The following is a 24,152-nucleotide window of genomic DNA, read 5'->3' as shown; positions in this document are numbered from 1 at the left end:
TATGTTACAAAATTTTTCAAAAAAAATTAACCTGCCAACATCACGCAAAGCAGGTTAATTTGACTGGCAAATCAGCTCGCCTAAAACTGCACACGCATGCCCAGATGCCCACCAGCTTGGCTGATTTTGACATCATCGATTTTACCCAAATAATTGTACTCACCGCTGATGGTTGCGGCAACATTTGGCTTGATTTGGTAGGCTGCCCCAATGATCGCACCAGCACCTAGGCGGACTTTGGCATCATCATCTCTGTCATAGCCACAAATCGTGCGAATGCCTGCGGTGTAAATGCAGCGGTACAGTTCATCATTGACGAAATTTACGCCAGCTCGCACGCCAACATACGGCGTGATGGGCGTGCTATTTTTAAAATCATAATACGCCGTCGCCCCCAAAGAATGGGCGGTGATGGTGTATTCATCGTCAATCGTTTGCGTAAAGCGTGTCGGAGCAAACGGTGAATTGGTCGCTTGGTTAAAATTTCTGTCAAAAGTGCGGCGAGTTTTGACATCGCCATAATAGCTATAATCAAAGGCATAGCGATAATTGCCCTTGTCCTTGCCGATGGCGACTTTGACGCCTACGCCGTCTTCGCTACGCTTAAGATTTTGATATTTAAAATCCAAATCAGAATAGCCCAAATCCACTTGATAATACCATGCGTTAGTCTTGGCAGGCGTATCATAAATGGACGCATGGGCAGTGCTGGCAGTCAATAATGCTGCAATCATGGCTAGTTTTTTCATAAAATCACCTTAAACTGACCAAAAATTGGTTCAAACTGGTTAAATAAAGTGGGTGAAATGGTTAAAATTTACTCAATTGATTGGCTTAATTTTAAATATAAACCCTGATTTTAGCAAGGATTTGATTAATTGCCTACCAATATGCCTTGTTAAACGATTGATTTTATTGATAATTTGGCATGGGCAAATCATCAAGCCAGCAGTTTTTTGGGCTGTAATCTGCCGCTGTGTGCCACTTCCGCCAAGCCAATAAAGCCACCATCGGCATACAGACGCACCAGCATCACCGTATCGGCTGACTGAGCTGATTCAAAAGGCGGCAAAGTGGCAAGCTGATCTTTGACATTGAGCCTTTGACCCAGTCGTAGCCGCTGACTTTGGTCGGCATTGACCTGCAAAATCGGCAAATGGCCAAGCATCGCATCAACAGGCAACAGCCGCTGCAATCGCTCTGGCATGGTAAGTTTATCAAGCTCATCAAGACTTAGCGATGCTGCAACATCAAAGCCGCCTGTCGCCGTGCGGTGCAGCTGGGTCAAATGCCCAACCGTGCCTAGCCGTGCGGCAATCTCTTCGCCCAGCACACGCACATAAGTGCCTTTTGAACAAAGCACCGATAACGCCACCGTCTGATTATCAACACTACTCAACGCCAGCTGATGAATGGTAATCGAGCGTGCCGCTCGCTCAACTTCAATGCCTGCTCTGGCGTATTCGTACAGTTTTTTGCCGTCTTTTTTGAGTGCCGAATACATCGGCGGTACTTGCTGCTGCTCACCCAGCATGGCGTTGGCGATGGTATTTAGCTGATTTTGGTCAAAAGGCGGTACTGCTGCCGTGGCGATAACCTGACCTTCTTTATCCCCTGTGTCGGTCTGCTCGCCCAAGCGAATCAACGCCGTGTAGCCCTTATCGGCATCAAGTCCATATTGGCTAAATTTGGTCGCTTCACCAAAACACACCGGCAAAAGCCCTGTCGCCATCGGATCAAGCGTGCCAGTATGCCCAGCTTTTTTGGAGTCTTGGCAATCGGATTTGAACAAATGCTTGGCACGAGCCAATGCCGAATGCGAGCTGATGCCAGCAGGTTTATTGAGCAATAACACGCCTGAAATGATGGTTTTTGGATTACTTTGGCTCATTCATCATCGCCATCGGTGTAGTTTTTTTCGCTTTCTTGCGTTTTTTGCATCGCTTGGCTGACCAGATTTATCATGTGATTGCCGTGTGCGGTTACTTCATCATAATGAAAACGCAAGCGTGGCGTGGTGCGAGTTTTCATGGTGCGGCTAAGCTCAGTACGCAAAAACCCTGCGGCACTGTTTAGCACTTTTAGGCTGTCACGGTGTGCATCGATGTTCATGCCACCATCTTGGCTTGGTTCTAAGATGGTTACATAAATGTCGGCATAGCCCAAATCAGGGCTGACCTTGACGCCAGAGATGGTTACAAAACCTGTCAAGCGGGGATCGTTAATCTCATCACGAATCAGCGTCGCCAAAGTACGCTGAATCTGATCGGCAAGTCGTTGTAGTCGTTGGTTCATATTAGCCTTTGTTTGCTTGTGGTTAAAATGGGTATAGTATAGCTGATTTTAATCATTTAGACCACTGACGGCTTGATTTACTTTGTTTACTTTTGATATTGAACAGTTTATAATCAAGCACAAACACTTATCTTGATTACTATTCATGAAAACTAATGAAAAAATCCGCCTAATGCGTGAAGCACAAAACTGGACGCAAGAAGATTTGGCAGAAAAGTTGGGTATGTCAGTTAATAGTTATGCCAAACTTGAGCGTGGTGAATCACGCATTTATTTGGGCAGATTAGAAAAAATTTCTGAAGTTTTTCAGGTGGAATTGAGCGATTTGTTATCAAATGGTTATCAAGCACCAATTTGGCTGACAGGCGATAACAACAACCATCACAATATGAATTACTATGGCAATGCAGACAATTATGCCATCGAAATCGAAACTTTAAAACTTTCTTTAAAACATAAAGACGAGCTACTGGCACAAAAAGACTATATCATTGAGCAGCACATCGCCCAAATCCAACTGCTCAAGCAACTATTAGAAACAAAAAGCAAGGATTAACCTTGCTTTTTTAATGGCTCTTTACATTTAACCATTCAAATAAGACTGGCGAAGAGTTGCTATCATAAAAACAGCAGGGATTGTTACTCGATAGGCAGCACCTGCCAAATCAATTGCCGTCCAAGCACCAGTGATAGCCCACCCCACAGGACCTGTCAAAATAGATAATCCTTTAGTGAGTGTACTATTAGCCGCAAAAGTCAGCCCCTTACCCAATAAAGCTTTTGAAACAGCATTTGCAACAACCATACTTAATTGATAGGAAGCAAAGCCACCTTGAATAAATACAGTCTGTGCCGCTGCCATCATTGCTTGAGGAGTGAGATTTGATGGGTTAAAATTAAACTCTTCAGCGATACTTCTAAGCTCTTGGGGACTCATCTGCTCCAAAGCGTCTTCTAATACTTTAAATAATAACGCCTGTTCAATTCTAACAACTGAAGCATTGCTATTAAAGCTTACATTCATCTTTTCACAAACATCAGTTAAGACTTCTTTGTACAAAACGCCTTTTCCACCCCTAAACAAAGTTGCAAAAGAATTTGCCCCAAAACACTGTATTTCTGCTGCAATCTCTCTCCAATATCTACGATGATCTGGATAATACATTTTATAACTTTCCGAATAGGTCAGCTCTTCGGTAAGTCTTGCGGACCCGTCCTTATCATGGGTTAAATGTCGAACCAAATCATCTAAATCTCTGCTTGGAATAGATGCCAAAAACTCTAAATCAGGATCAGTTCTGTATGCCATTTTTGATACTCACTTAACAAATTAAATCATAATACATCTAAAATACCATAGCTTATTCTAAAAATAATTCTTATCAAAAACCACACACAAAACCGACAATCAACCACCATTTATAGCTATTTTCCACCCAATTTTGATGGGCAAAAACACAAAAAACCGCCCATAATCTTATGGACGGTTTTGGTAAATTTAGCTGCCAAATTACAGCTCACGCTTGACTTCGTGAATCTCAAAGACTTCGATCTTATCGCCTGCGGCAACTTCATAGCCTTTGACCGCCAAGCCACATTCCATGCCAGCTTTGACTTCATTGACATCGTCTTTATAGCGGCGTAGCGATTGTAGCTGACCGGTAAAGATGACTTTGTCATCACGCAAAACACGGATCGGCTTGTTGCGGTGGATTGTGCCTTCTTGAACCATACAGCCTGCCGCCGCACCGAATTTACTTGAGCGGAATACTTCACGCACTTCGGCAATACCCAAAATCTGCTCACGATGCTCTGGTGCAAGCATGCCGCTCATCGCCGCCTTGACATCATCAATCAAGCCATAAATGACGCTATAATAACGGATATCAATGCCAGCTTCATCGGCTTTACGCTTACCAGCGTTGTCGGCACGCACATTAAAGCCCAGCAGCACCGCCTCGCTCGATTCTGCCAAAATCACATCAGACTCGGTAATCGCACCAACCCCTGAGCTGATGACACGCACTTTGACCTCGTCGGTTGATAGCTCGTCCAACGCCCCAAGCAATGCCTCAAGCGAACCGCGAACATCGGTTTTTAGGATAATGTTCAAGGTCGCTACCTCGGCACTGCCCATGCTGTCAAACAAGGTATCCAGACGCATTTTGTTTTGGCGATCCAGCACACGCTCACGCTCACGAGCTGCTCTAAAGTCCGCCACTTCACGGGCTTTTTTCTCATCAGAGACCACCAAAAACTCACTGCCTGCCGCTGGTGCTTCTGGCAAGCCCAAAATCTCAACAGGAATTGATGGGCCTGCGGTTTTGATACGCTGGCCATTTTCGTCAGTCATCGCACGCACTTTGCCGTAGTATTCACCTGCCAAGACCAAATCGCCTTGGTTAAGTGTACCTTTTTTGACCAACAAGCTAGCAACTGCACCACGGCCTTTATCCAAGCGTGATTCGATGACCACACCTTGAGCCGCACCATCAACAGGGGCTTCTAGCTCCATCAGTTCAGCTTGGATACTGATAACTTCCAAAAGCTCATCAATGCCCATGCCTGACTTGGCAGAGACTTTGACCATTGGCGTATCGCCGCCCCATTCTTCTGGGATAACTTCTTTGACGGACAATTCATTAATCACACGATCAGGATCGGCAGTGTCTTTGTCCATTTTGTTAATGGCTACGATCAATGGCGTGCCAGCAGCTCGAGCGTGATCAATCGCCTCTTCGGTCTGTGGCATCATGCCATCATCGGCCGCCACAACCAGCACCACGATGTCGGTTGCCTGAGCACCACGAGAACGCATCGCCGTAAAGGCAGCATGGCCCGGGGTGTCAAGGAAAGTAATCACGCCACGATCGGTGGTTACATGATAAGCACCGATGTGCTGGGTGATGCCGCCTGCCTCACCGCTTGCCACTTTGGTGGCACGGATTTTATCAAGCAATGAAGTTTTGCCGTGATCGACATGACCCATGATGGTAACCACTGGTGGGCGAGTTTGGACATTGCCTGATTTTTCATCAACGGCAACTTGCAAATCGTCTTCTAGCTGCGTGTCGCTGACGGCGATAAAATTATGGCCAAATTCTTCGATAACCAAGGCTGCTGTCATTTGGTCGATGGTGTCTGATTCTCGCACCATCTCGCCCATTTTCATCAAAGCCTTGATGACTTCACGCACCTTGACCGCCATTTTTTGAGCCAAGTCGGACAAAACGATGCTCTCGCCCACTTCCACATTATGCACAATCTTTTCAACAGGCATCTCAAACTTGTGCTTATTGGCCTGCGATGATTTTAGACCTTTTGAGCGAGTTTTGATTTCACGCTCTTCTTGCTGACCTTTGCGGCCTTTTTTGTTGCCTTTGCCAGTTGTGCCAGCCGTGCCACGCTTGATTTCTCGGCGTTCTTTTTCGAACGACTCTTCTAAGGCAGCCCCCACCAAGCCATCAGCCAGCGGTGCATCGTCTTTGGTGCGGACGATGGCGGTGCTGGTGCTGTCATCGGTGTCGCTGTATCGTGATGCCATCTGCTTCATCTGCTCAAGGGTGCGTTTTTGGGCTTCTTCGGCAGCTTTGCGGCGAGTTTCCGCCTCCATCTGACGCAAGCGTTCTTCTTCAGCCTCACGAGCCTCACGAGCTTTTTTATCCTCGGCAGACTCTTGTTTGCTTGGTTTGGCCGCTTTTTTCTTATCGGCTTTATCTGCTTTTTCAACCTTATCAGCTTTGTCAGCAGGTTTGGTTTCGGCAGCTTTTTTGGCTTGCTTGACCACCACGACTGTGCTGGCGTCTGCCTTTTTCTCAGGTTCACTGCTGGCACGCATCGCCGCCAATGTCGCCGCTTGACGTTCGGCAGCTTCTTGTTTTTTGCGTTCGGCAGCTTGCTTTTCTTCGGCAGCTTTTAGGCGTGCTTCTTCGGCAGCTTTGGCTTGAGCGGCAATCTCGGCTTCAATCTTGGCAGGGTCTGGTTTTTCGTACACGACTTTTTTGGTGCGGACGACATTGACGGTTTTGGCTTTGCCTGATGTGCCAGTCACTTGGGCGACAGATGTGGTTTTTGATTTTAGACTGATGCGAGATTTGGGTTTTTCGCCATGGCTTTGTTTTAAAAATGCCACCAGCTTTTCTTGCTCGGCATCGCTAACGACATCATGCTCATCTCGTGCTGGCAAGCCAGCATCGGCAAGCTGTTTTAGGATAGTATCGGTTGTTGTTTTTGAGATTTTTGCAAGTTCTTTGACTGTTTTTGCCATTCATATCACCTAATTGTTTTGGTTTGGCAAGCGGGCTTGGTATCGATTACCAAACATTGCCCGCTTTATGTTTTCGCTGCCAAACCGATATTAGGGTTTGGCAAAATTATCTTGACGGCTGCATATTCATTGCTATGCATCCAACGCCGCAGCAGCCATGATTACTCGAACCATGATTGGCGTGCTGCCATGATGAGCTTGCCAGCACTGTCGCTGTCCAAGCCTTCGATATCTTCAATATCAAATACTGCCTGCTCTGCCAAATCGTCCAAGGTGATGATATCACGCTCTGCCAATTTATAGGCAATGGCAGGGGTCATGTCTTCAAGTGCCAAAAGCTCACCGCTTGGCTCTTTGACATTTTGTTTTTTGGCGATTTCGTCACTGATGATGACTTCTTTGGCACGCTCTTGAATGGCGGCGATGGTTTCATCGTCCAGTCCATCAATTTCATAAAATTCTTCAACAGGGGCATATGCCACTGTTTCAATATCGCCAAAGCCAGCTTCTGCCAACACTTCTGCCAAATCACGATCCAGCTCCAGACGCTCATAGAACATCTCAATCACCGCTTGGTTTTCGCTTTCTTGGCGTGCGTTGTATTCTGACTCTAAAATCATGTTGAGCTTATAGCCAGTCAATTCTGATGCCAAGCGGACATTTTGCCCTTGAGAACCGATGGCACGAGCCAGCTGATCGTTGGTTGCAAAAATCACTTCGGCAGTTTTGCTGTCTTCGTCCAGCACCAAGCCGCTGACATCGGCAGGCTCTAAGGCACTGATGATGTACTGGGCTGGGTCTTCATTCCAGACGATGACATCGATGCGTTCGCCGTCCAGCTCTTGCTGTACCGCTTGGATACGAGTGCCACGCATGCCGATACACGCCCCCACAGGATCAATGCGATGATCGTTGGTTTTTACCGAAATCTTGGCACGAAGTCCCGGCAAGCGTGCAACATCACGAATCTCAATGATTTGCTCGCTAATCTCTGGCACTTCTTTGTTCATCAAAGCAACCAGCATCTCGTTGTTGGTGCGAGACAGCATCAGCTGCGGATTTCTGCCATCACGATTGACTTGATATAAAATCGCTGAAACACGAGATTTTGGACGCAATGCTTCTCTTGGCAAGGTCTGATCTTTGGCCAGATAACCTTCACCGCCTTCGCCCAAATCGATGATATAAGCATCACGGCTTTGTTTTTTAACTTCGCCAGTAACCAGCTCGCCTAGGCGTGATTCAAATGCATCTGCCACCAAAGCACGCTCAGCTTCACGGATTTTTTGGATAATCACTTGCTTGGCTTGGGTAGCAGCAATACGACCAAATTCGATAGATTCGATTTGCTCTTCTTTGATGTCGCCAATTTGCCATTCGTTTTCGTCCAAATCACTAATGGCAAGCTGGCAAGCTGGCATCTCGTGATCTTCGTCAGCGACCACCGTCCAGTAGCGGAAAGTGTCATAATCGCCTGTTTTGCGGTCAATATGCACACGAATGGCGACTTCAGGCTGCTCGGTATAGACTTTTTTCTTGGTAGAAACGACCAAAGCCTGCTCAATCGCTTCAAAAATATCTTCAGGATTTAGCCCTTTTTCATTACTGACGGTCTCAACCACGGTCAAAATTTCACGACTCATCTGTAGATTCCTTTGGGTTAGGTTATCGATTAGTGTTAATAAATGATTGGCTTAGTCTTCATAAACCAAATGTGCCTTATCGACGCTATCAAAGGCAATGTCAAATTCTAGCTTATCTTCGGTAACAACTTTCATGCTATCACCACCGACCGCCACCAAGCGACCCACGACCTTGCGGCGTTTGGTGTCGCCAGTACCAATGGCGTGAATCAGACGCAGATTGACAATCTCGCCAACATATTCGGCGACTTGTTCACGAGTAAATAGCGGACGATCAAACCCCGGGCTTGAAACTTCCAGCACATACTCGCCTGCAATCGGATCATGGACATCTAGCACGCCTGAAACTTGGTGATTGACCACCGAGCAGTCTTCGATTGTTACATGCTCGCCATTGGCACGATTTTGTGGCAATGACTCGATATAAATACGCAGCAGTGACTTGCGACCTTGGGGCATAAACTCAATGCCCCACAAATCCACGCCACAAGCAGCCACAGCAGGGGCAATCAGTTCGGTCAATTCAGCAATTTTGCTCGATGGTTTCATGATTGAATGATACTTCCTAGATAAGACAACAAAAGTTGATAAAATCGGCAAATTAAAATCAATAACTTAAACTTGTCATCAATAAACAATTTAACAAATAATAAATACAAAAAAACCCACAAAACGCATCGTTGGTGGGTGATTTTAATACCAGCCGACAGCTTGAATACTTTAAATCATCATTTTAAATATTGCAAGCTACCTAAGTTTCGTAAAAAACATCACTTAGGATTTTAAAAAGTGGTAGCGGGGGCTGGATTTGAACCAACGACCTTCGGGTTATGAGCCCGACGAGCTACCAGACTGCTCCACCCCGCATCAATTTAGACTGCCTATTATAGTCGATATTTTGATAATGTCAAGCGTTTTTGGTAAAAATTTTGAATTTTTTATATTTTGGCAAAAATTGGGTTAATCCACCACAGGATAAAACGGCTTGCCCCAATCTTTATCATCGTTGTCCAGTACCACTTGGATAATCACAGGAATAATGTCCAATAAAATCTGGCAGCCGTCTTTGAGTTGCTCACGATTGACGCTACTACCATAAGTCGCCCCGCCATGCACGATTTGATTTCTTAGCACATACAGGCGACTAAATACCACTCTTAAAATTGCATCGGTGTCTTGATTTGCCAAAGCGAAATAAGCTTTTTTGTTGGAAGTTTCAAAGTCTTCTTGCCACGCTTTTGGGCTGATTTTGCCGTTATGAAATGCCCAAAACTCTGCAAAAACATAGCGATTATCCAGCATGGTGCGAATGCTTTTGGTGAATTTATCCCAAATTAAATGGTACAATTTGTCCGATTTATCAAATTGGCAAATCCGCCCCAAAAAGCTCTCAAAGCTTGCTCTGTCAGGGCTGCTATCGCTCAATTCTTTGGCATAAATGGCATTAAACGCAATCCACAAACTGATAAATTGCATATCCAAATCGCCTTGGCAGTTTTGGGCTTTTTCAAGCCAGCTCAACGCTCGATGCAGACGCAGATTGAGATTGTCTGGGCGATTTGATTTACCATTTTGATATTGTGATTTTAGCGTAGCTAACATGGTCATTCCTGATTTTAAAATTAATAAACTTATCTAAAGTTATCACCAAATGCCAGTAAAATCAAGCCAAGTTTGACGATTTTGGCATGATGCCTTTGTCAAATTTCGGAAAGTTCTTGCCCAAAAACAAAATCCCCAAAGTCAGCCTTTAGGGGTTGTTAAATTTGGTGCGATCGAAGGGACTTGAACCCTTACGCCGTGAAGCACTACCCCCTCAAGATAGCGTGTCTACCAATTCCACCACGATCGCAATTGCCGAGTATTGTAACCAAAAAGCGTGCCAAGTGCAAGCAGATTTGGTAAATCAGTTGCCAGTATTTGGAGCGGTCGGTGCTGGGCTGGTACTGGCTGGGACATCAAGTCGCAGCTGGTCTTCGGCTTGCTTTTGGGCAAAATGTGCCAACGCCAAACTGGTGATAAAAAATAGCGTCGCCAATACCGCTGTCGTGCGTGTCAAAAAGTTCGCCGAACCTGCCGCACCAAAAACCGTGCCAGCTGCACCAGCACCGAACGACGCCCCTGCGTCCGCACCTTTACCATGCTGAATCAGGATAAACCCAACCAAAACAATGGCGATGATAATATGAATGGCTAAAAGTACTGTAAGCATAAATTTTCCAATCGTAACTTGTACGCAAATTTGAGTGCAAATAAAGCAAAAATGATTTTGCCAAAAATAAAACTTAGCGGCGTGCTAGATTGCTTAGACCGCTTGGGTTTTTTTAGATTTTTTGAGCTTCTTGGGCTTTGGCAAAGGCAGCGACAATCTGGGCAAAGGCGTCAATTTTTAAAGACGCTCCACCGACCAACGCACCGTCCACCGCAGCAGCGTGAGCAAATTCATCGGCATTATTGGCATTGACACTGCCGCCATACAGCACACTGATGCCCTGCCAGCCGTCTGTATTCAGCCGAGCCTTGATGTGCTGATGCACCGCCGTCACTTCATCAACCGTTGGCGTAAGCCCCGTGCCAATCGCCCAAACTGGCTCATAAGCAACAATCAGCTTGTCGGTCGCAGCAATACCTGCCAATGCCGACAGCTGCTCATCAAGCACCGCCAAAGTCTGCTTGGCGGTATATTGTGTCTGCGTCTCACCAACACAAAAAATCACCGTCAAATCTGCCGCCAATGCCTGCTTGATTTTATCAGCAAGTAAAGCATTGTCTTCGCCATAATAGCTGCGGCGTTCTGAATGCCCAACGATGACAAAGTCTGCACCGACATCAACCAGCTGCAGTGCCGACACATCACCAGTATAAGCACCGACATCTTGGGTGTAGGCACACACATCTTGAGCTCCCACCAAAATCGGCGTGTCCGCCATCGCCGCCGCCACAGCCGACAGATGGACAAAACTTGGCGTGCAGCCAACCGTCACTGACGCATCACTCTGCAAGTCCGCCATCGCCGCCGCCAACTGCTGGGCGTGCGTGTGGGTGCTTGGGTTTAATTTCCAGTTGCCGATGACATATTTTTGGGCATTCATTGTCAAATCCGTGTCCTGTGTTAATTGCGTATGGGCAAGGGTTTTTTGATGATGAATTATCAACTAAATTGCTTATTATACCCCAAAATGCCGCAAACAGTGAATATTTTTGTCAATTTGCTAACAATTTGTCCATCGCCATGCATTGATGAACCCTGTTAGCAAAACCGCATCAAACCACTTAGCACCACCCATTTGGCATCACCCATCTTAAATCGCCCAAATTTACGGCATTAAAAAAAAGCGACACCGCCGAGCAGTTTCGCTTTTTGATAATTTTTTGATAAAAGTGTGTTGTATTGATTTAGCGAAGTTTTAGCGTCATCAAACCCAGCACCACCAAAATAATGCACACAATATAAAAGCGTGCCACCACTTTGGTTTCTTTGAGTCCCATTTCTTCAAAATGATGGTGCAGCGGTGCCATCAAAAAGATGCGTTTTTTGCGAAGGCGATAAGAGCCAACCTGCAAAATCACCGACACCGCTTCGGCAACAAAAATCCCACCCATGATGGCAAATGCCAGCTCTTGGCGAGTCATCACCGCCATCGTACCCAGCATACCACCCAAAGACAACGCACCGACATCACCCATAAACACATCGGCAGGGGCAGCATTGTACCAAAGAAAACCCAAGCCTGCACCGATGATGGACGCACAAACGATGGTAACTTCGCCATTATAAGCAATGTGCGGCACATGCATATAGTCGGCATAATTTGCCGAACCTGAAATATAAGCAAACACACCCAAACCTGCCGCCACCAGCACCACTGGCAAAATCACCAAGCCGTCCAAGCCATCGGTAAGATTGACCGCATTGGACGAGCCTGCCAGCACAAAATAAGTGGCAATGATAAAACCCAAGCCCAAAGGAATCGCCGAAAACGGAATCACCAAATCCTTAAACAGCGGAATGAGCATGTCTTGCATGGCAATCATCGTCGCCATGTCTTGCTTGGTGGCGATATAATACATCGAAATCCCAGCAAACAGCGAACCGACCGACAGCCAAAAATATTTCTTACGAGCAATCAGACCTTGGGGGTTTTTGTGCTTGATTTTTAGCCAATCGTCTGCCCAACCGACCGCTCCAAAAATCACCATCACCACCATCAAAATCCACACATAAGGATTGCCCAAGTCCGCCCAAGCCAAAGTTGCAATGCCAATCGCCACCAAAATCAGCACACCGCCCATAGTTGGCGTGCCTTGCTTGGCAAGGTGTGTTTTTGGGCCGTCATCACGCACCGCCTGACCGTATTTTAAGGTTCGCAGATAATTAATAACAGGCTTGCCACCGATAATTACGATGAGTAATGCGGTAATCACCGCAAGCAATGCACGCAAAGTCAATGAGCCGATGGCAATGTCTGTTTGCTGCAACAACCAATAGAGCATGGGTTTTCCTTAAGTTTTTGATAGTTTTTACAATATTAAAATTTACAATGTCAATCGCGTCTGGGTAATGCTGGCAATTTTTAATCGTTTTGGTGGTTTTTCATCAATCTGCCATCAAATCACCAATCAGGCTTTCCATTGCCATGCCACGAGAGCCTTTGAATAAAACTGCCGCCGCTTGTGTGTCAAGTAAAGCTGTTAAATCCGCCAACAGGCTAGGCTTATCGGCATAATGCGTGGCAATCGGCTTGACAGCGTTAATGGCGGCGGCGGTGTGTGCCATGTGCGTGCCAAGCGTCAATACCTTGTCAATGTCTAGCTGTGCCAAGGCTTCGCCCAGCTTGTGATGCTCATCGTCTGACGCTTCGCCCAGCTCAAAAATATCGCCCAACACCAGCACTTTGGTGCGTGATTCGGTTTCTAGCACCTTGGCAGCGGCGAGCATCGAAGTGGGATTGGCATTATAAGTATCGTCAATCAAAATATGCTCACCCAAAGTCAAGCGAGTCAAGCGGCCTTTTGGCGGTGTGGCGTTTTGTAGTCCTTGGACAATGGTTGGCAAATCCAATCCCAGTGCAAAAGTCGCTGCCGCTGCCGCCAAAGCATTTGCCACATTATGCTCACCGATAAACGGCAAATGCACAGGCAGACTTTCGATGTCATCAACATCAATATTGGCGTTTAAGCTAAAGGTGCTGTGCGTGGCAAAACTTTCCACATCATCAGCGAACAAATCGCCCATCATCAGCACCGAAGTGATGCCTTCACCTTTGAGCATTTGATAATCATCAGGCTCAAGCCCAGCCTTGTCAATGCTCACCGCTTTTTCGCCAAACGATAAACTAAGCTTAGTAAACTGTGCTGCCGCTGCCGCCAGCTCGTCATAAAATTCATCGGCAAATGGCAACACCGCCACGCCTGCACTACCCAATGCCGAATAAATCTCGGCTTTGGCTTTGGCGATATTTTCACGGCCGCCAAATTCACCCAAATGTGCCGTGCCGATATTTAGCACCACCGCCACATCAGGACGCACCAGATTGGCAGTATAAGCAATCTCACCCAAGTGGTTCGCCCCCAGCTCCATCACCGCAAAACGATGCTCATCGCTAAGCTCAAGCAGCATCATCGGCACGCCAAGGTCGTTGTTGAGATTGCCACGAGTGACCAAAGTCGGTGCTACTTGCGATAAAACCGCCCCAATCATCTCTTTGGTCGTGGTCTTGCCGCTTGAGCCTGTCAGTGCCACCACCGTCAAATCAGGGTGTGCATCACGGCGAAATTTGCCCAAATGCCCCAATGCCAGCTTAGTATCCGCCACGAGCAGCTGCGGAATGTCGCACTCAACCAATCGTTCCACAATCACCGCCGATGCACCGTTTTGTTTGGCAGTTTCGATAAATTCATGTGCATCAAACCGCTCACCACGAATCGCCAAAAACACATCGCCAGCAGACACTTGGCGAGTGTCGGTAACGATGCGAACAGCGGTAATGTCCGCCGTCTTAGCGTGATGCCAATCGCCGTCTGTGGCTTGTTGTAGATTGTCCTTGTGCCATAAATATGGGGTGTGATTGCTCATGATAATGCCTTGTTTTTGCATGATTTTTAGATTTTAAGCATTTAAATGTCGTGTGATTTAAATGTCAATCCATCGTTAATTATTTGTTCGTTAATTATTTGCGATATTTTGCCAAAAACTCATCAAGCACCGCCAAATCGTCAAAATCATAACGAATGCCGTTGATTTCTTGGTAAGTTTCGTGTCCTTTGCCAGCGATGACGACAATGTCGGACGCTGTGGCGGTTTTTACCGCCAATTCTATCGCTTTTTTGCGGTCAGCTTCGATGGTAATTTTGTAATGATCTTCACAAGTTAGCCCTTGTTGCATATCTCTTAAAATATCGGCAGGATTTTCTGAGCGGGGATTGTCCGCTGTCAAAATTACCAAATCGGCATAATCCAATCCTGCTTTGGTCATCAGTGGCCGCTTGGTGCGATCACGGTCGCCACCGCAGCCAAACACCGCTATCAGCCTGCCATCGCAGTGCCGTCTTAGACTGGATAATACCTGTACCAAAGCATCAGGTGTGTGAGCATAATCCACAATAAAGCAGCCTGACTGACTGGCGGCTCGCTGCATACGCCCCCTTGCTCCTTGTAGCGTAGTTACCAATTGTGGCAAACGGCTGGTGCTATCGGCAAATAACGCCCCAAAAGCTGCCATACTGGCAAGCAGATTATCCACATTAAACAAGCCAAGCAGCGGACTGCGGACGCTCATCTGCCCTGTCGGTGTCATCATCTCAATATCGACACCGCTTAGGCTTGGGCTGATGGATTTGGCAAAATAACTGGCAGCGGCATCGTGTTGGCTATAAGTATAAAGCGGATAACCCTGCGGCTTAGCATAGTCAAACAACGCATATTCAGCGTCCAAATTCACCACACCAAATTTTAGCGTAGGAAACAGTGCCAAGTCGAACAATCTGGCTTTGGCGGCTTTATAATCGTCCATATCGGCATGATAATCCAAATGATCGTGCGACAAATTGGTATAAATCGCCACCGCAATCGGTACGCCCTGCAAGCGATACTGATCCAGTCCGTGCGAGCTGGCTTCTAATGCAATCACTTGCACGCCTTGTGATGCCATTTGATAAATAAACTGCTGCACCGACAGCACATCGCCTGTGGTATTTGCCGCCTGCACCAGATTGCCCAAACGGCCATTGCCTGCTGTTCCCATCACCGCCGACTCGATGCCAGATGCTTGGCACAGCTGAGCAATCAGCTGACTGACGGTGGTTTTGCCGTTGGTGCCTGTCACCGCAATCACTTTAGGCAGTGGCACGGCTTGATGCAACTGAAAGCGTGCAGCGATCAAATCGCCCAGCACCGAGCGGATATTTGGCACGCTGACGACAGCAATATTGACATCGGTCAAATCCAGCCTGTCCAGTGGCAACTGACTGATGATAAAGCTGGCGGTGTCTTTGACTGCCTGAATGTAGCGGTTGGCATTGATGATGGCGGTGTCGGCATCTGTGCTGGTGCTGGTCAGTAACACAAAGCCGTCATTGGCGGTAATTTTACGGCTATCAAGACAAAACTGCCCAAATTCACACGCCAAAATGGGGGCGAACATCGCTTTTAGGGTGTCAGCTCCCATCTGATGGGCAATGGTCTGCTCGGTGCTTACGGCGGCATCGATTAGCTGTTCAAAACAAATGGGCTGCATCATCTTTTTCCTTATATTTTTAATTTACTGCTGATTTATTCGGCAAATTATTCGTGCTTGCTTATGCTTAATTTTATGTTTAATTAATGCTTGGCGGCATCAGGGGCAGCTTCACGCAGCGGCTTATCATACGGCACATTGTACAGGCGTAGTGCTTCTTTCATCACCCTTTGAAATACAGGGGCAGAAACCTGACCTGCATAGGATTGACGGCGTGGATCTTCAACCAAAATCGCCACCGCAAACCGTGGATTTGACGCTGGTGCCAAACCCACAAAAATCGCACGGTGCTGATTGGTATAATAGCCGCCTTGGGGATTGGTGCGGCGGCTGGTACCAGTTTTGCCAGCGACACGATAGCCATTGATGGCGGCAGCTTGACCTGTACCCCCGGGGCCTGTTACCAGCTCCATCATGCGTACCACCGCTTGGGCGTTGTCTGGTTTGATGACTTCAATCGGCTGCGGCTCGGCTTGCTCTTTGACCAGTTTTAATGGCTGCATGACGCCACGATTGCCCAGTGTCGCATAAGCCTGAACCAGCTGTGCCAAAGTTACCTGCTGACCGTAGCCATAGCTTAAAGTGGCTCGGCGAGACAGCTCTTTTTGCTTGGGAATGCTGACTTTGCCACTGGCTTCAGCAGGGAAATCCAACGCCGTTTTACTGCCAAAGCCAAACTTTTTTTGGATATTGGCGATGGCGTCGCTAGGCAGGCTTAGGGCGATTTTGGTTGATGCCACATTACTGGATTTTTGGATAAGTTTGTCCAGCGTAATCACGCCGTAATTGCCGCCATCACGAATGGTATAGCCACCCACCACGATGCTGCCCGGTGTGGTGTTAATCACCGAATTGGTGCTGTATTTGCCAGACTCCAGTGCCGCCGCCACGGTAAACGGCTTCATCACCGAACCCGGCTCAAACACATCAAGCACGGGGCGGTTACGCTCGTTAGCACCGTCACGCTCGGACAGATTGTTTGAGTTAAATGACGGCCACGAACCCATCGCCAGCACTTCGCCAGTTTTGACATCGACCACCATGCCTGAGCTTGAGCGTGCTGATTGTAGGCGGCCGACTTGCTCAAGCTCCTTATACAGCACATATTGCAAGCGAGAATCGATGGTTAGGTGAATGTCTTGACCTTCGACAAGCGGCTCAACTTGCTTGATTTCTTGGATTGGCTGTCTGCCTGTACCACGCAAAATCATCACTTTGCCATCTTTGCCCGCCAAATGCTCATTGTACTTAGCTTCGATGCCAGAGCGTCCAATATAAGCGGTGCTGTTTTTGTCATCAGACTGCGACATATAGCCCAAAATCTGAGCATTAGGCTCAGCTTGCAGATAATACCGCTGAAAATACTGCTCACGGCCAATGGCAAAAAATCCCAAATCCATCACCGAATTTGCCACTTCTGGCGACACACGGTTAAGCAGCACCAAGCGTCTTGAGCCAGCACCTTTGGGCAGTGCTGCCTTGACTTTTTGTTCATTGGATACATCTAAAGTTTTGTCAATCTTGGTGGCTGCTTGCAGTTTTTCGAGTGGGAAATTTGCCACCGCTGCCAATTTTGCCAAATCCAAGTCGTCCATTTTTTGGATAATTTTTTGTTTGGTGTTCTCGTTTTCGGTGGTGTTAAGATTGTATTGCAAGCGGTAATATTCTTCGGCATAGGCATAAGGGTCAAAAAACACCGTATAAAGCGGTGCATTTGCCGCCAAAGGTGCGCCCACTCTGTCGGTAATCATGCCACGATACGCAGGCTCGGTACGCACCGAAGTGATCAGCTCATCGCCTTTATCAATATAAAATTTTGAATTAAGAATTTGTAAGTAAATGGCTCGTGCAAAAATGGCAGCAAAGACCGCCAACATAATCGCTATCACCAAAAAAAACCGTCCAGCGTCCTGCTTGCCGCCCATCAAGCTGGCACCTGTTGGTTTTTTGCCCAGTGACAGCAGTCCACGCTTGTTGGTTTTTTTGTGCTTTTTGATGGGTGCGGTTACTTTTGCCGAGCTGGTGTTGGGTTTTTTGGTTGCTTTACTCATGTCGCTTACTCACTCGGCTTGCTTACATCACTTGGCTTGACATTAGGCATGATGACACGGCGACTGTCGTTGGTTGGGAAAAACATACCCAGTTCAGTAACCGCACGCTGGGCGACTTGCGGCGTGGCACTGAAAGTTTGTTGCTCAATCATCAATCGCTGTTCTTCGGTTTTTAGGACATTTAATTCATGGCTGAGTTTTTGTAGCTGAATATAAGTTTCGTGCCGCTCTTGGGTCTGCTGGACAATCGCCAACGCCACCACAAAAATCATCACAATCAACGCCGCCAGCACCAAGCGTAACACGCCTATCGTGCCTGAATGTGGTTGCTGTGCTGTCAGATGATCGTTGTTCATGAATTTTTTTTCGTCCATCATGCAAATAAAATCTTTAAAATATCTCAAAAATATTAATAATATCTCAATAATCTATGAATTAATATTCATAAAATTGCCAAAACTGCTTTGACTTTTGGTTGTTTGGTATCAATTTTGGGTCAATTGAACATCGCCGTCATACGCCACATCACTGCGTTTAGCACCACGCAGCCACGCACTTCTGGCTCGTGGGTTTTGTTTGATTTCGTGATCGCTTGGGGCGATGCGGCTTGGCTTGCCAAAATATTTGGGTCGCTTGGGGGCGATGGGCAAATGGGCATCTTCTTCGTATTGCCCACGACTGTGCCGCTGCAAAAACTGCTTAATGCGGCGATCTTCTAGCGAATGAAAACTGATCAACGCCAGCTGACCGCCTGCCTTTAGCACCTGAATGCTTTGCCGCAAAAACTCATCAATATCGCCAAGCTCATTATTGATAAAAATCCGCATCGCCTGAAAACTCTGGGTCGCTGGGTGCTTGCCTTTTTGCCAATTTGGGTGTGCTTGCTTGATCACTTCGGCAAGCTCAAGTGTAGAATGGTAGCTTGGCATTTGCTTAATCGCACGAGCAATTTTGCGAGAATGTCGCTCTTCGCCGTACTCATACAGCACATCAGCCAGCGTCTCTGCCGAGACACGCTCAAGCCAAGCCGACACAGGCTCGCCCCGTGTGGTGTCCATTCGCATATCCACCGCCCCATCACGCATAAAGCTAAAGCCACGAGTGCCATCGTCCAGCTGCGGCGACGACACGCCAAGGTCTGCCATCAGCCCATCGACCTTGTCAATGCCAAGCATCTGCAGGTTTTGGCTAAGATTAGCAAAGCTGTCATGCACCACCTTGATGCGAGCGTCATCATTTGCCAAAGCATGAGCATGGGCGATGGCTTCAGGGTCTTTGTCAAACACCACCAAAGTGGCAGCACTGTCCAGATACTCAAGCAACAAACGGCTATGCCCGCCCCGCCCAAAAGTGGCGTCCACATAGACACCTGACACCGACGCTTTGGCGATGTCGTCCAAGTTTTTGACACCCAGCAGCATGGCAACCGTTTGTTCTAGCAAAACCGTGGTATGGCGAAATGGACTGGGCTGACTGCTTGGCATGATAACTCACGATAATCAATTTATATAAAAATTTCACAAATCATTGAACAAATCATTCAACAAATCATGCACAAAATCAACAAACTTCGCTGGATTACTCATGCGGACAGCTCATCGATGATGCCATGATATTTGCTTTGTGTGTTTATCTTTATTTTTAGTAAATTTTACCAAAAATAATTTAGCAAAATTTAAAATATCAAATGATGTAAAGATAACCTTACTATTTTATCAGTAAATCATGGATTTGTGGGGAAATTGTGGGATTTTTTTGTGTTCATTTGTTGCCCGTTTTAAACAATTGCCGCTCATCTTGGGGCAAATTTTTTTGTGTTTTCTTGGCGTTTTTTGCGATAAACACTTTTGATTTGCCATAAATGCCTTGTGCGTTTGGCACATTCACCAAAAATCTACCAAAAACGCCGCCAATTTGGTATGATACCGCATTGATTTGATATTATTTTTCGTTTTATTTTCCATTTATCCAAAATTACCAGAGAAAAACGCATGACACGACCAGTTCGCACTCGCATCGCCCCCAGCCCAACGGGATTTCCCCATGTCGGTACGGCTTATATCGCCTTATTTAATATGGCTTTTGCCAAATCGATGGGCGGTGAATTTATCCTACGCATCGAAGACACCGACCAGCTGCGTTCGACGGCACAGTCTGAGCAGATGATTTTAGACGCTCTAAAATGGATTGGTCTTAGCTGGTCAGAAGGCCCAGATGTCGGCGGCCCACACGCCCCATATCGCCAATCTGAACGCAGCGACATTTATAAAAAATACGCCGAGCAACTGTTGGACGCTGGCCATGCGTTTCGCTGTTTTTGCACGCCCCAAGAGCTGGACGCCATGCGTGAAGCCCAAATGGCAGCAGGCTTGCCTGTCAAATACGATGGTAGATATGCCAACCTAAGCCGAGAAGAGTCGGACGCACTGGTCGCCCAAGGTAAGCCATATGTTATCCGCATGCGTGTGCCGAGCGAAGGCGTCTGCACCATTCACGACATGCTGCGTGGCGAAGTGACGATTCCTTGGGAACAGGTGGATATGCAAGTTTTGCTAAAAACAGACGGTCTGCCAACTTATCATTTGGCAAATGTGGTCGATGACCATCTGATGCAAATCACCCATGTGCTGCGTGGTGAAGAGTGGCTGCCATCAGCTCCCAAGCATCAGCTATTGTACCAATATTTTGGCTGGGAAATGCCTGTGCTGTGCCACATGCCACTGCTTAGAAACCCTGACAAATCCAAACTTTCTAAGCGAAAAAACCCCACTTCCATCACCTATTATCGTGATGCTGGCGTGCTGCCAGAAGCCTTGATGAATTATCTGGGTCGCATGGGTTATAGCCTGCCAAATGAACAAGAAAAATTCACGCTTGATGAGATGATTGCAAGTTTTGACATTCAGCGTGTGTCTTTGGGCGGTCCTGTGTTTGACATCGACAAGCTCTACTGGTTAAACGGCGAATATCTGCGTGCGATGGACGCAAGCGAACTAAAAAACAGAATCTTGGCATGGGCAAGCGACGACGACAAACTCACCGCCATCGCCAAAGCCATCGCCCCACGCATCAATCTTTTGTCTGATGCGGTCAATTGGGCAGGTTTTTATTTTCAAAATCTGCCTGAGCTGACCGCCGAAAACTTCGCCCACAAAAGCCTAAGCGATGAGCAAATTCTTGAGATTTTATACCTTGCCACTTGGCAACTAGAAGCCTTGCCACAGTGGTCAGAAGATAACATTTATCAAGTGATGAAAGGCTTGGCGGCACATTTTGAGATTAAGCTTAAGGACTTTATGCAGCCGTTTTTTGTGGCGATTGCTGGTTCGACTGCCAGCACGCCTGTGATGAACTCCATGTACATCATCGGAGCGGACATGACTTTGGCACGCCTACGCCACGCCTGCGAAGTGCTGGGCGGACTTGGCAAGAAAAAACTCAAAAAATTGGAAGAAAAAAACAAAACGCTGCCCAATTTTTTGAGCCAATAATTGATTTTTGAGCCAAAACCCATCGCCGTCAATGACCATGGATAACAGATAGCAGAAATAAATGCACCCTGTCAATCTGCGGTGCATTGATGGCGATAATCTACTGATAAATTAGCAAATAATTTATCTAAAAATCAATAACTTACAATTTTTTTGAATTTTTACCAAAAAATTTATTTGACAACCCACACCACCTTTTATATAATACGCCCACCTTAACAAAGGGGCTATAGCTCAGTTGGTAGAGCACTTGCATGGCATGCAAGGGGTCAGCGGTTCGACTCCGCTTAGCTCCACCAAATTTTGTTTTGGCAAGAATGTAAGCACCTAGGCACTTTCTTACATTCTAAAAGTTGTAAAACTTTTTACTTGCGTCCCATTCGTCTAGAGGCCTAGGACACCGCCCTTTCACGGCGGTAACAGGGGTTCGAATCCCCTATGGGATGCCAATATTCTGCTCATTTGAGCAACAAATAGCCAGTCTTTTAGATGACTGGCTTTTTTGTTTGTGCTTTCCAGTATTCAAACTTATCAACGGTTATCAATGATTGTTAATGACTATCAATGATTATCACCATTTGATATTTCAAATTTCCACACGGCAAACTTATGGCAAATTTTCGGACACACATTAGCGTTGGAGCAGTCAGCAGCGTGGCAGTGGCGGCGGCAGGGTTTTATTTTGAGCTGTATGGGCTGACCACGGCGGTGCTGTGTGCGATTATCGGCACGCTTGGCAGTCTGCTGCCAGACATTGACCTTGAGCATTCCAAGCCTGCAGTGCAAGGATTTTTTGCCGTCTCGCTCATTGTCTCAACGCTTGCCACCATCATCTATGCCAACCGCCATGATGCCGATAAATTGCTGCTGGACTCGCTCATTTTGTGGGCGGGCGGATTTTTGTTGCTGCGATTTGGGGTGTTTGAGCTGTTTAGCCGCTTGACGGTGCATCGTGGCATGGTGCATTCGCTGCCTTATATGGCAATGCTTGCCCTGATATTGGTCTGTGGCATCTTTTATGGGCTGCGGCTTACCGCCTTTGTCAGCTGGCTGTTTGGTCTGATGTTGTTCATCGGTGCGGTGGTGCATTTGGTGTTGGACGAAATTTATAGCATCAATATCTATGGCCTACGACTCAAAAAATCCGCTGGCACGGCGATGAAGCTGTTTGAGAGCAATAAAATCGTCCAATACGGCTGCTTATACGCCATCATTGCGGTGCTGACTTATATTGCACCGCCTTATGGTGATTTTGTGCGGGCGTTTGTGCGTGTTGGGCAAAATTTGCACTGATTTGCACGGATTTGTCAAATTACTTACACCAATCTTTAGCGAAACATCGCCCCTGTGATGACAAACAGCACGCTCCATAGGCAAATCAAAGCCACATGCACCGCCATAATTTTTAGGGTGTTTTTGGTATAAGTCCCCTGCTCAAGGCGAGATACCACTCGAAAGCGTGCGTGCAAGGCGGTAATGATGGTCAAAGCCAGCCAAGTCAATTTGCCATGAATCAGTGCCGTCAAATAGCCCATCGGCTGCCCCCATTGCCCCATCGGTACAATGTCGTGCATCATGTACAGCCCTGTGATGACCTGCACCGCCAACGCCGCCATGCCCAGCGGTTCGTAGCGTTGTTCAAATTGTAAAAAACCCGCCACATCACCTGTGCGGACAAAGTTTGGCATCAGGCGAATCAGCAGGTACAAATGCCCACCAACCCAAATGCTGGCTCCCAATAAATGTAAAATTAAAGCGATTTTGTGCATGATTTGTCCTTATTGGCTCGACCCGAACGAAAAACAAAAGCATCTTGATAAAATTGGGGGTCTTGATTGTCCCAAAAATACGGCACACCCAGTATTGGCAAGGGATTGAGCGATTTTGGCGTAACGGCTTTATCCAAAAACTGATCCAATTTTTGGCTTAATAATTCATCAACCATCGCCAGACGCTCATCGATATTTTGCCCAAAAAACTCGCTTGGCACTCGCACCGTTACCGTGTGACTGCACAGCGATTTGTAAGGATTTATCATCTGCTCAAGCAGTGCATGACCAAAGATAAACACGCAGGCTTTGGCATCGGCATTGATATTGGCACGCCCAGCATCCACCATCGGCTGATGCCAGTGCTGACGATTGGCAACCAAACAAGTCTGCCAATCAAAATCCGCCAACGCCTTGGCAATCATATCGCCTGCGTCATCATCGCTAACCACCAAAATCGCCCCATTTTCGTCAAAAACAGTAATGGCATCGCGCACACGGTTGCGTCCGTTGCCGCTGTCGTTATCGTGATAATGCTGAATGTGCTTGGCGTTTAGCACCGCCTTTGATTTGGGGAATTTTGCCCACACACACGCCCCAAACCAATCGTGCAGATTGTCTCTGGTGGGAATGTTACCTGTCTGGTGAATGTGCTGCTCGTAGGCCGTGCCGTGCGGTAAATCGTCTTGAGCGACAAATCTGAGCGGCTGATTTGTGCCATGCAAAACAGGCTTGATGTGATGGATATGAAAATAATGATTGAGCCAATCTGACAAATGGCCTGATTGATAAGTTTTTATAAAATCATTATGAATATCTGCATAAGGTGTCAGATGGCTATCTGTCGGACAAATTTGACAAATCAAAGAATACAAATCGGTTGGTGGCAGCATAATTGGT

Annotated in this window: 21 protein-coding genes and 4 tRNA genes; 5 read left to right on the top strand and 20 right to left on the bottom strand. The window is 46.9% G+C overall.

Annotation, left to right across the window (positions count from 1 at the left end):
• Window positions 1-80: 80 nt before the first annotated feature.
• The 3 genes from ACFBZI_RS04500 to ACFBZI_RS04490 all read right to left on the bottom strand — a co-directional run bounded on the left by ACFBZI_RS04500 (window position 81) and on the right by ACFBZI_RS04490 (window position 2,295).
• Window positions 81-749 carry an opacity family porin gene (locus ACFBZI_RS04500; RefSeq protein WP_375715232.1) on the bottom strand — a complete coding sequence of 223 codons (669 nt, stop codon included), beginning with the start codon at window positions 747-749 and terminating at the stop codon, window positions 81-83.
• A gap of 191 nt (window positions 750-940) precedes the next feature.
• A complete protein-coding gene (gene truB, locus ACFBZI_RS04495) occupies window positions 941-1,891 on the bottom strand; it encodes a tRNA pseudouridine(55) synthase TruB (protein ID WP_375715231.1) in 951 nt (316 codons plus the stop codon).
• The gene (locus ACFBZI_RS04490) at window positions 1,888-2,295 is read right to left on the bottom strand and encodes a ribosome-binding factor A (RefSeq protein ID WP_375715230.1); all 408 of its coding nucleotides are present in this window, start codon (window positions 2,293-2,295) and stop codon (window positions 1,888-1,890) included. The genes truB and ACFBZI_RS04490 overlap by 4 nt, the downstream gene beginning before the upstream one ends.
• A gap of 145 nt (window positions 2,296-2,440) precedes the next feature.
• Between ACFBZI_RS04490 and ACFBZI_RS04485 the strand changes: the two genes are divergently transcribed.
• Window positions 2,441-2,851: a helix-turn-helix domain-containing protein gene (locus ACFBZI_RS04485; protein WP_375715229.1), complete on the top strand. Its 411-nt coding sequence runs from the start codon at window positions 2,441-2,443 to the stop codon at window positions 2,849-2,851.
• Between the two features lie 27 nt (window positions 2,852-2,878).
• Here the strand turns inward: ACFBZI_RS04485 and ACFBZI_RS04480 are convergent, their stop codons facing one another.
• The 15 genes from ACFBZI_RS04480 to rsmH form a co-directional block, all read right to left on the bottom strand.
• A complete protein-coding gene (locus ACFBZI_RS04480; RefSeq protein ID WP_375715228.1) occupies window positions 2,879-3,604 on the bottom strand; it encodes a YaaW family protein in 726 nt (241 codons plus the stop codon).
• Between the two features lie 201 nt (window positions 3,605-3,805).
• Complete coding sequence (gene infB, locus ACFBZI_RS04475) at window positions 3,806-6,562, bottom strand: translation initiation factor IF-2 (protein WP_375715227.1); 2,757 nt, start codon at window positions 6,560-6,562, stop codon at window positions 3,806-3,808.
• A gap of 161 nt (window positions 6,563-6,723) precedes the next feature.
• On the bottom strand, window positions 6,724-8,205 hold the full coding sequence (gene nusA, locus ACFBZI_RS04470; protein ID WP_375715226.1) for a transcription termination factor NusA: 1,482 nt from the start codon (window positions 8,203-8,205) through the stop codon (window positions 6,724-6,726).
• A gap of 51 nt (window positions 8,206-8,256) precedes the next feature.
• Window positions 8,257-8,754: a ribosome maturation factor RimP gene (gene rimP, locus ACFBZI_RS04465; protein ID WP_375715225.1), complete on the bottom strand. Its 498-nt coding sequence runs from the start codon at window positions 8,752-8,754 to the stop codon at window positions 8,257-8,259.
• A 241-nt stretch (window positions 8,755-8,995) separates the two neighbouring features.
• Window positions 8,996-9,072: transfer RNA gene (locus ACFBZI_RS04460), tRNA-Met, on the bottom strand.
• Between the two features lie 93 nt (window positions 9,073-9,165).
• Complete coding sequence (locus ACFBZI_RS04455) at window positions 9,166-9,807, bottom strand: hypothetical protein (protein WP_375715224.1); 642 nt, start codon at window positions 9,805-9,807, stop codon at window positions 9,166-9,168.
• Between the two features lie 165 nt (window positions 9,808-9,972).
• A tRNA-Leu gene (locus tag ACFBZI_RS04450) sits at window positions 9,973-10,057 on the bottom strand.
• Between the two features lie 54 nt (window positions 10,058-10,111).
• Window positions 10,112-10,417: a preprotein translocase subunit SecG gene (gene secG, locus ACFBZI_RS04445; RefSeq protein WP_375715223.1), complete on the bottom strand. Its 306-nt coding sequence runs from the start codon at window positions 10,415-10,417 to the stop codon at window positions 10,112-10,114.
• 112 nt (window positions 10,418-10,529) lie between these two features.
• On the bottom strand, window positions 10,530-11,297 hold the full coding sequence (gene tpiA / locus ACFBZI_RS04440) for a triose-phosphate isomerase (protein ID WP_375715222.1): 768 nt from the start codon (window positions 11,295-11,297) through the stop codon (window positions 10,530-10,532).
• A 304-nt stretch (window positions 11,298-11,601) separates the two neighbouring features.
• Window positions 11,602-12,699 (bottom strand): phospho-N-acetylmuramoyl-pentapeptide-transferase, encoded by a 1,098-nt coding sequence (gene mraY, locus ACFBZI_RS04435; RefSeq protein ID WP_375715221.1) that lies wholly within the window; start codon window positions 12,697-12,699, stop codon window positions 11,602-11,604.
• A gap of 103 nt (window positions 12,700-12,802) precedes the next feature.
• Complete coding sequence (locus tag ACFBZI_RS04430; RefSeq protein ID WP_375715220.1) at window positions 12,803-14,281, bottom strand: UDP-N-acetylmuramoyl-tripeptide--D-alanyl-D-alanine ligase; 1,479 nt, start codon at window positions 14,279-14,281, stop codon at window positions 12,803-12,805.
• Between the two features lie 94 nt (window positions 14,282-14,375).
• Window positions 14,376-15,941, bottom strand: coding sequence for a UDP-N-acetylmuramoyl-L-alanyl-D-glutamate--2,6-diaminopimelate ligase (locus tag ACFBZI_RS04425; protein WP_375716310.1), 1,566 nt, complete (start codon window positions 15,939-15,941; stop codon window positions 14,376-14,378).
• An 83-nt stretch (window positions 15,942-16,024) separates the two neighbouring features.
• Window positions 16,025-17,992: a peptidoglycan D,D-transpeptidase FtsI family protein gene (locus tag ACFBZI_RS04420; RefSeq protein ID WP_375715219.1), complete on the bottom strand. Its 1,968-nt coding sequence runs from the start codon at window positions 17,990-17,992 to the stop codon at window positions 16,025-16,027.
• A 5-nt stretch (window positions 17,993-17,997) separates the two neighbouring features.
• Entirely contained in the window at window positions 17,998-18,369 is a 372-nt protein-coding gene (ftsL, locus tag ACFBZI_RS04415) for a cell division protein FtsL (protein ID WP_375715218.1), read from the bottom strand.
• A gap of 108 nt (window positions 18,370-18,477) precedes the next feature.
• The gene (gene rsmH / locus ACFBZI_RS04410; RefSeq protein ID WP_375715217.1) at window positions 18,478-19,476 is read right to left on the bottom strand and encodes a 16S rRNA (cytosine(1402)-N(4))-methyltransferase RsmH; all 999 of its coding nucleotides are present in this window, start codon (window positions 19,474-19,476) and stop codon (window positions 18,478-18,480) included.
• A gap of 507 nt (window positions 19,477-19,983) precedes the next feature.
• Here rsmH and gltX point away from each other — a divergent pair.
• The 4 genes from gltX to ACFBZI_RS04390 all read left to right on the top strand — a co-directional run bounded on the left by gltX (window position 19,984) and on the right by ACFBZI_RS04390 (window position 22,776).
• Window positions 19,984-21,483, top strand: coding sequence for a glutamate--tRNA ligase (gene gltX / locus ACFBZI_RS04405; RefSeq protein WP_375715216.1), 1,500 nt, complete (start codon window positions 19,984-19,986; stop codon window positions 21,481-21,483).
• 223 nt (window positions 21,484-21,706) lie between these two features.
• Window positions 21,707-21,782, top strand: a tRNA-Ala gene (locus ACFBZI_RS04400).
• Window positions 21,783-21,856: 74 nt separating this feature from the next.
• Window positions 21,857-21,932: transfer RNA gene (locus tag ACFBZI_RS04395), tRNA-Glu, on the top strand.
• Between the two features lie 160 nt (window positions 21,933-22,092).
• Complete coding sequence (locus tag ACFBZI_RS04390) at window positions 22,093-22,776, top strand: metal-dependent hydrolase (RefSeq protein WP_375715215.1); 684 nt, start codon at window positions 22,093-22,095, stop codon at window positions 22,774-22,776.
• 35 nt (window positions 22,777-22,811) lie between these two features.
• On the opposite strand, the gene ACFBZI_RS04385 is transcribed toward ACFBZI_RS04390, so the two are convergent.
• Together ACFBZI_RS04385 and ACFBZI_RS04380 are read right to left on the bottom strand one after the other, a co-directional pair.
• The gene (locus ACFBZI_RS04385) at window positions 22,812-23,252 is read right to left on the bottom strand and encodes a CopD family protein (RefSeq protein ID WP_375715214.1); all 441 of its coding nucleotides are present in this window, start codon (window positions 23,250-23,252) and stop codon (window positions 22,812-22,814) included.
• On the bottom strand, window positions 23,234-24,145 hold the full coding sequence (locus ACFBZI_RS04380) for a DUF3025 domain-containing protein (RefSeq protein ID WP_375715213.1): 912 nt from the start codon (window positions 24,143-24,145) through the stop codon (window positions 23,234-23,236). The genes ACFBZI_RS04385 and ACFBZI_RS04380 overlap by 19 nt, the downstream gene beginning before the upstream one ends.
• Between the last annotated feature and the right edge of the window lie 7 nt (window positions 24,146-24,152).

Source organism: Moraxella marmotae, from assembly GCF_042219885.1.
In the GTDB taxonomy this organism is placed as follows: domain Bacteria; phylum Pseudomonadota; class Gammaproteobacteria; order Pseudomonadales; family Moraxellaceae; genus Moraxella; species Moraxella marmotae.
Note: the sequence above shows the minus strand (reverse complement) of the source record. Positions and strands in the feature narration are given on the sequence as shown.

What these genes read in the sequence shown, in the direction of transcription:
- ACFBZI_RS04500 (WP_375715232.1), bottom strand. Translation starts at nt 749, where the DNA reads ATGAAAAAACTAGCCATGATTGCAGCATTATTGACTGCCAGCACTGCC.
- ACFBZI_RS04380 (WP_375715213.1), bottom strand. Translation starts at nt 24,145, where the DNA reads ATGCTGCCACCAACCGATTTGTATTCTTTGATTTGTCAAATTTGTCCG.
- infB (WP_375715227.1), bottom strand. Translation starts at nt 6,562, where the DNA reads ATGGCAAAAACAGTCAAAGAACTTGCAAAAATCTCAAAAACAACAACC.
- ACFBZI_RS04390 (WP_375715215.1), top strand. Translation starts at nt 22,093, where the DNA reads ATGGCAAATTTTCGGACACACATTAGCGTTGGAGCAGTCAGCAGCGTG.
- tpiA (WP_375715222.1), bottom strand. Translation starts at nt 11,297, where the DNA reads ATGAATGCCCAAAAATATGTCATCGGCAACTGGAAATTAAACCCAAGC.
- gltX (WP_375715216.1), top strand. Translation starts at nt 19,984, where the DNA reads ATGACACGACCAGTTCGCACTCGCATCGCCCCCAGCCCAACGGGATTT.
- truB (WP_375715231.1), bottom strand. Translation starts at nt 1,891, where the DNA reads ATGAGCCAAAGTAATCCAAAAACCATCATTTCAGGCGTGTTATTGCTC.
- secG (WP_375715223.1), bottom strand. Translation starts at nt 10,417, where the DNA reads ATGCTTACAGTACTTTTAGCCATTCATATTATCATCGCCATTGTTTTG.
- ftsL (WP_375715218.1), bottom strand. Translation starts at nt 18,369, where the DNA reads ATGATGGACGAAAAAAAATTCATGAACAACGATCATCTGACAGCACAG.
- ACFBZI_RS04485 (WP_375715229.1), top strand. Translation starts at nt 2,441, where the DNA reads ATGAAAACTAATGAAAAAATCCGCCTAATGCGTGAAGCACAAAACTGG.
- ACFBZI_RS04480 (WP_375715228.1), bottom strand. Translation starts at nt 3,604, where the DNA reads ATGGCATACAGAACTGATCCTGATTTAGAGTTTTTGGCATCTATTCCA.
- ACFBZI_RS04425 (WP_375716310.1), bottom strand. Translation starts at nt 15,941, where the DNA reads ATGCAGCCCATTTGTTTTGAACAGCTAATCGATGCCGCCGTAAGCACC.
- ACFBZI_RS04420 (WP_375715219.1), bottom strand. Translation starts at nt 17,992, where the DNA reads ATGAGTAAAGCAACCAAAAAACCCAACACCAGCTCGGCAAAAGTAACC.
- rimP (WP_375715225.1), bottom strand. Translation starts at nt 8,754, where the DNA reads ATGAAACCATCGAGCAAAATTGCTGAATTGACCGAACTGATTGCCCCT.
- rsmH (WP_375715217.1), bottom strand. Translation starts at nt 19,476, where the DNA reads ATGCCAAGCAGTCAGCCCAGTCCATTTCGCCATACCACGGTTTTGCTA.
- ACFBZI_RS04385 (WP_375715214.1), bottom strand. Translation starts at nt 23,252, where the DNA reads ATGCACAAAATCGCTTTAATTTTACATTTATTGGGAGCCAGCATTTGG.
- ACFBZI_RS04430 (WP_375715220.1), bottom strand. Translation starts at nt 14,281, where the DNA reads ATGAGCAATCACACCCCATATTTATGGCACAAGGACAATCTACAACAA.
- mraY (WP_375715221.1), bottom strand. Translation starts at nt 12,699, where the DNA reads ATGCTCTATTGGTTGTTGCAGCAAACAGACATTGCCATCGGCTCATTG.
- nusA (WP_375715226.1), bottom strand. Translation starts at nt 8,205, where the DNA reads ATGAGTCGTGAAATTTTGACCGTGGTTGAGACCGTCAGTAATGAAAAA.
- ACFBZI_RS04490 (WP_375715230.1), bottom strand. Translation starts at nt 2,295, where the DNA reads ATGAACCAACGACTACAACGACTTGCCGATCAGATTCAGCGTACTTTG.
- ACFBZI_RS04455 (WP_375715224.1), bottom strand. Translation starts at nt 9,807, where the DNA reads ATGTTAGCTACGCTAAAATCACAATATCAAAATGGTAAATCAAATCGC.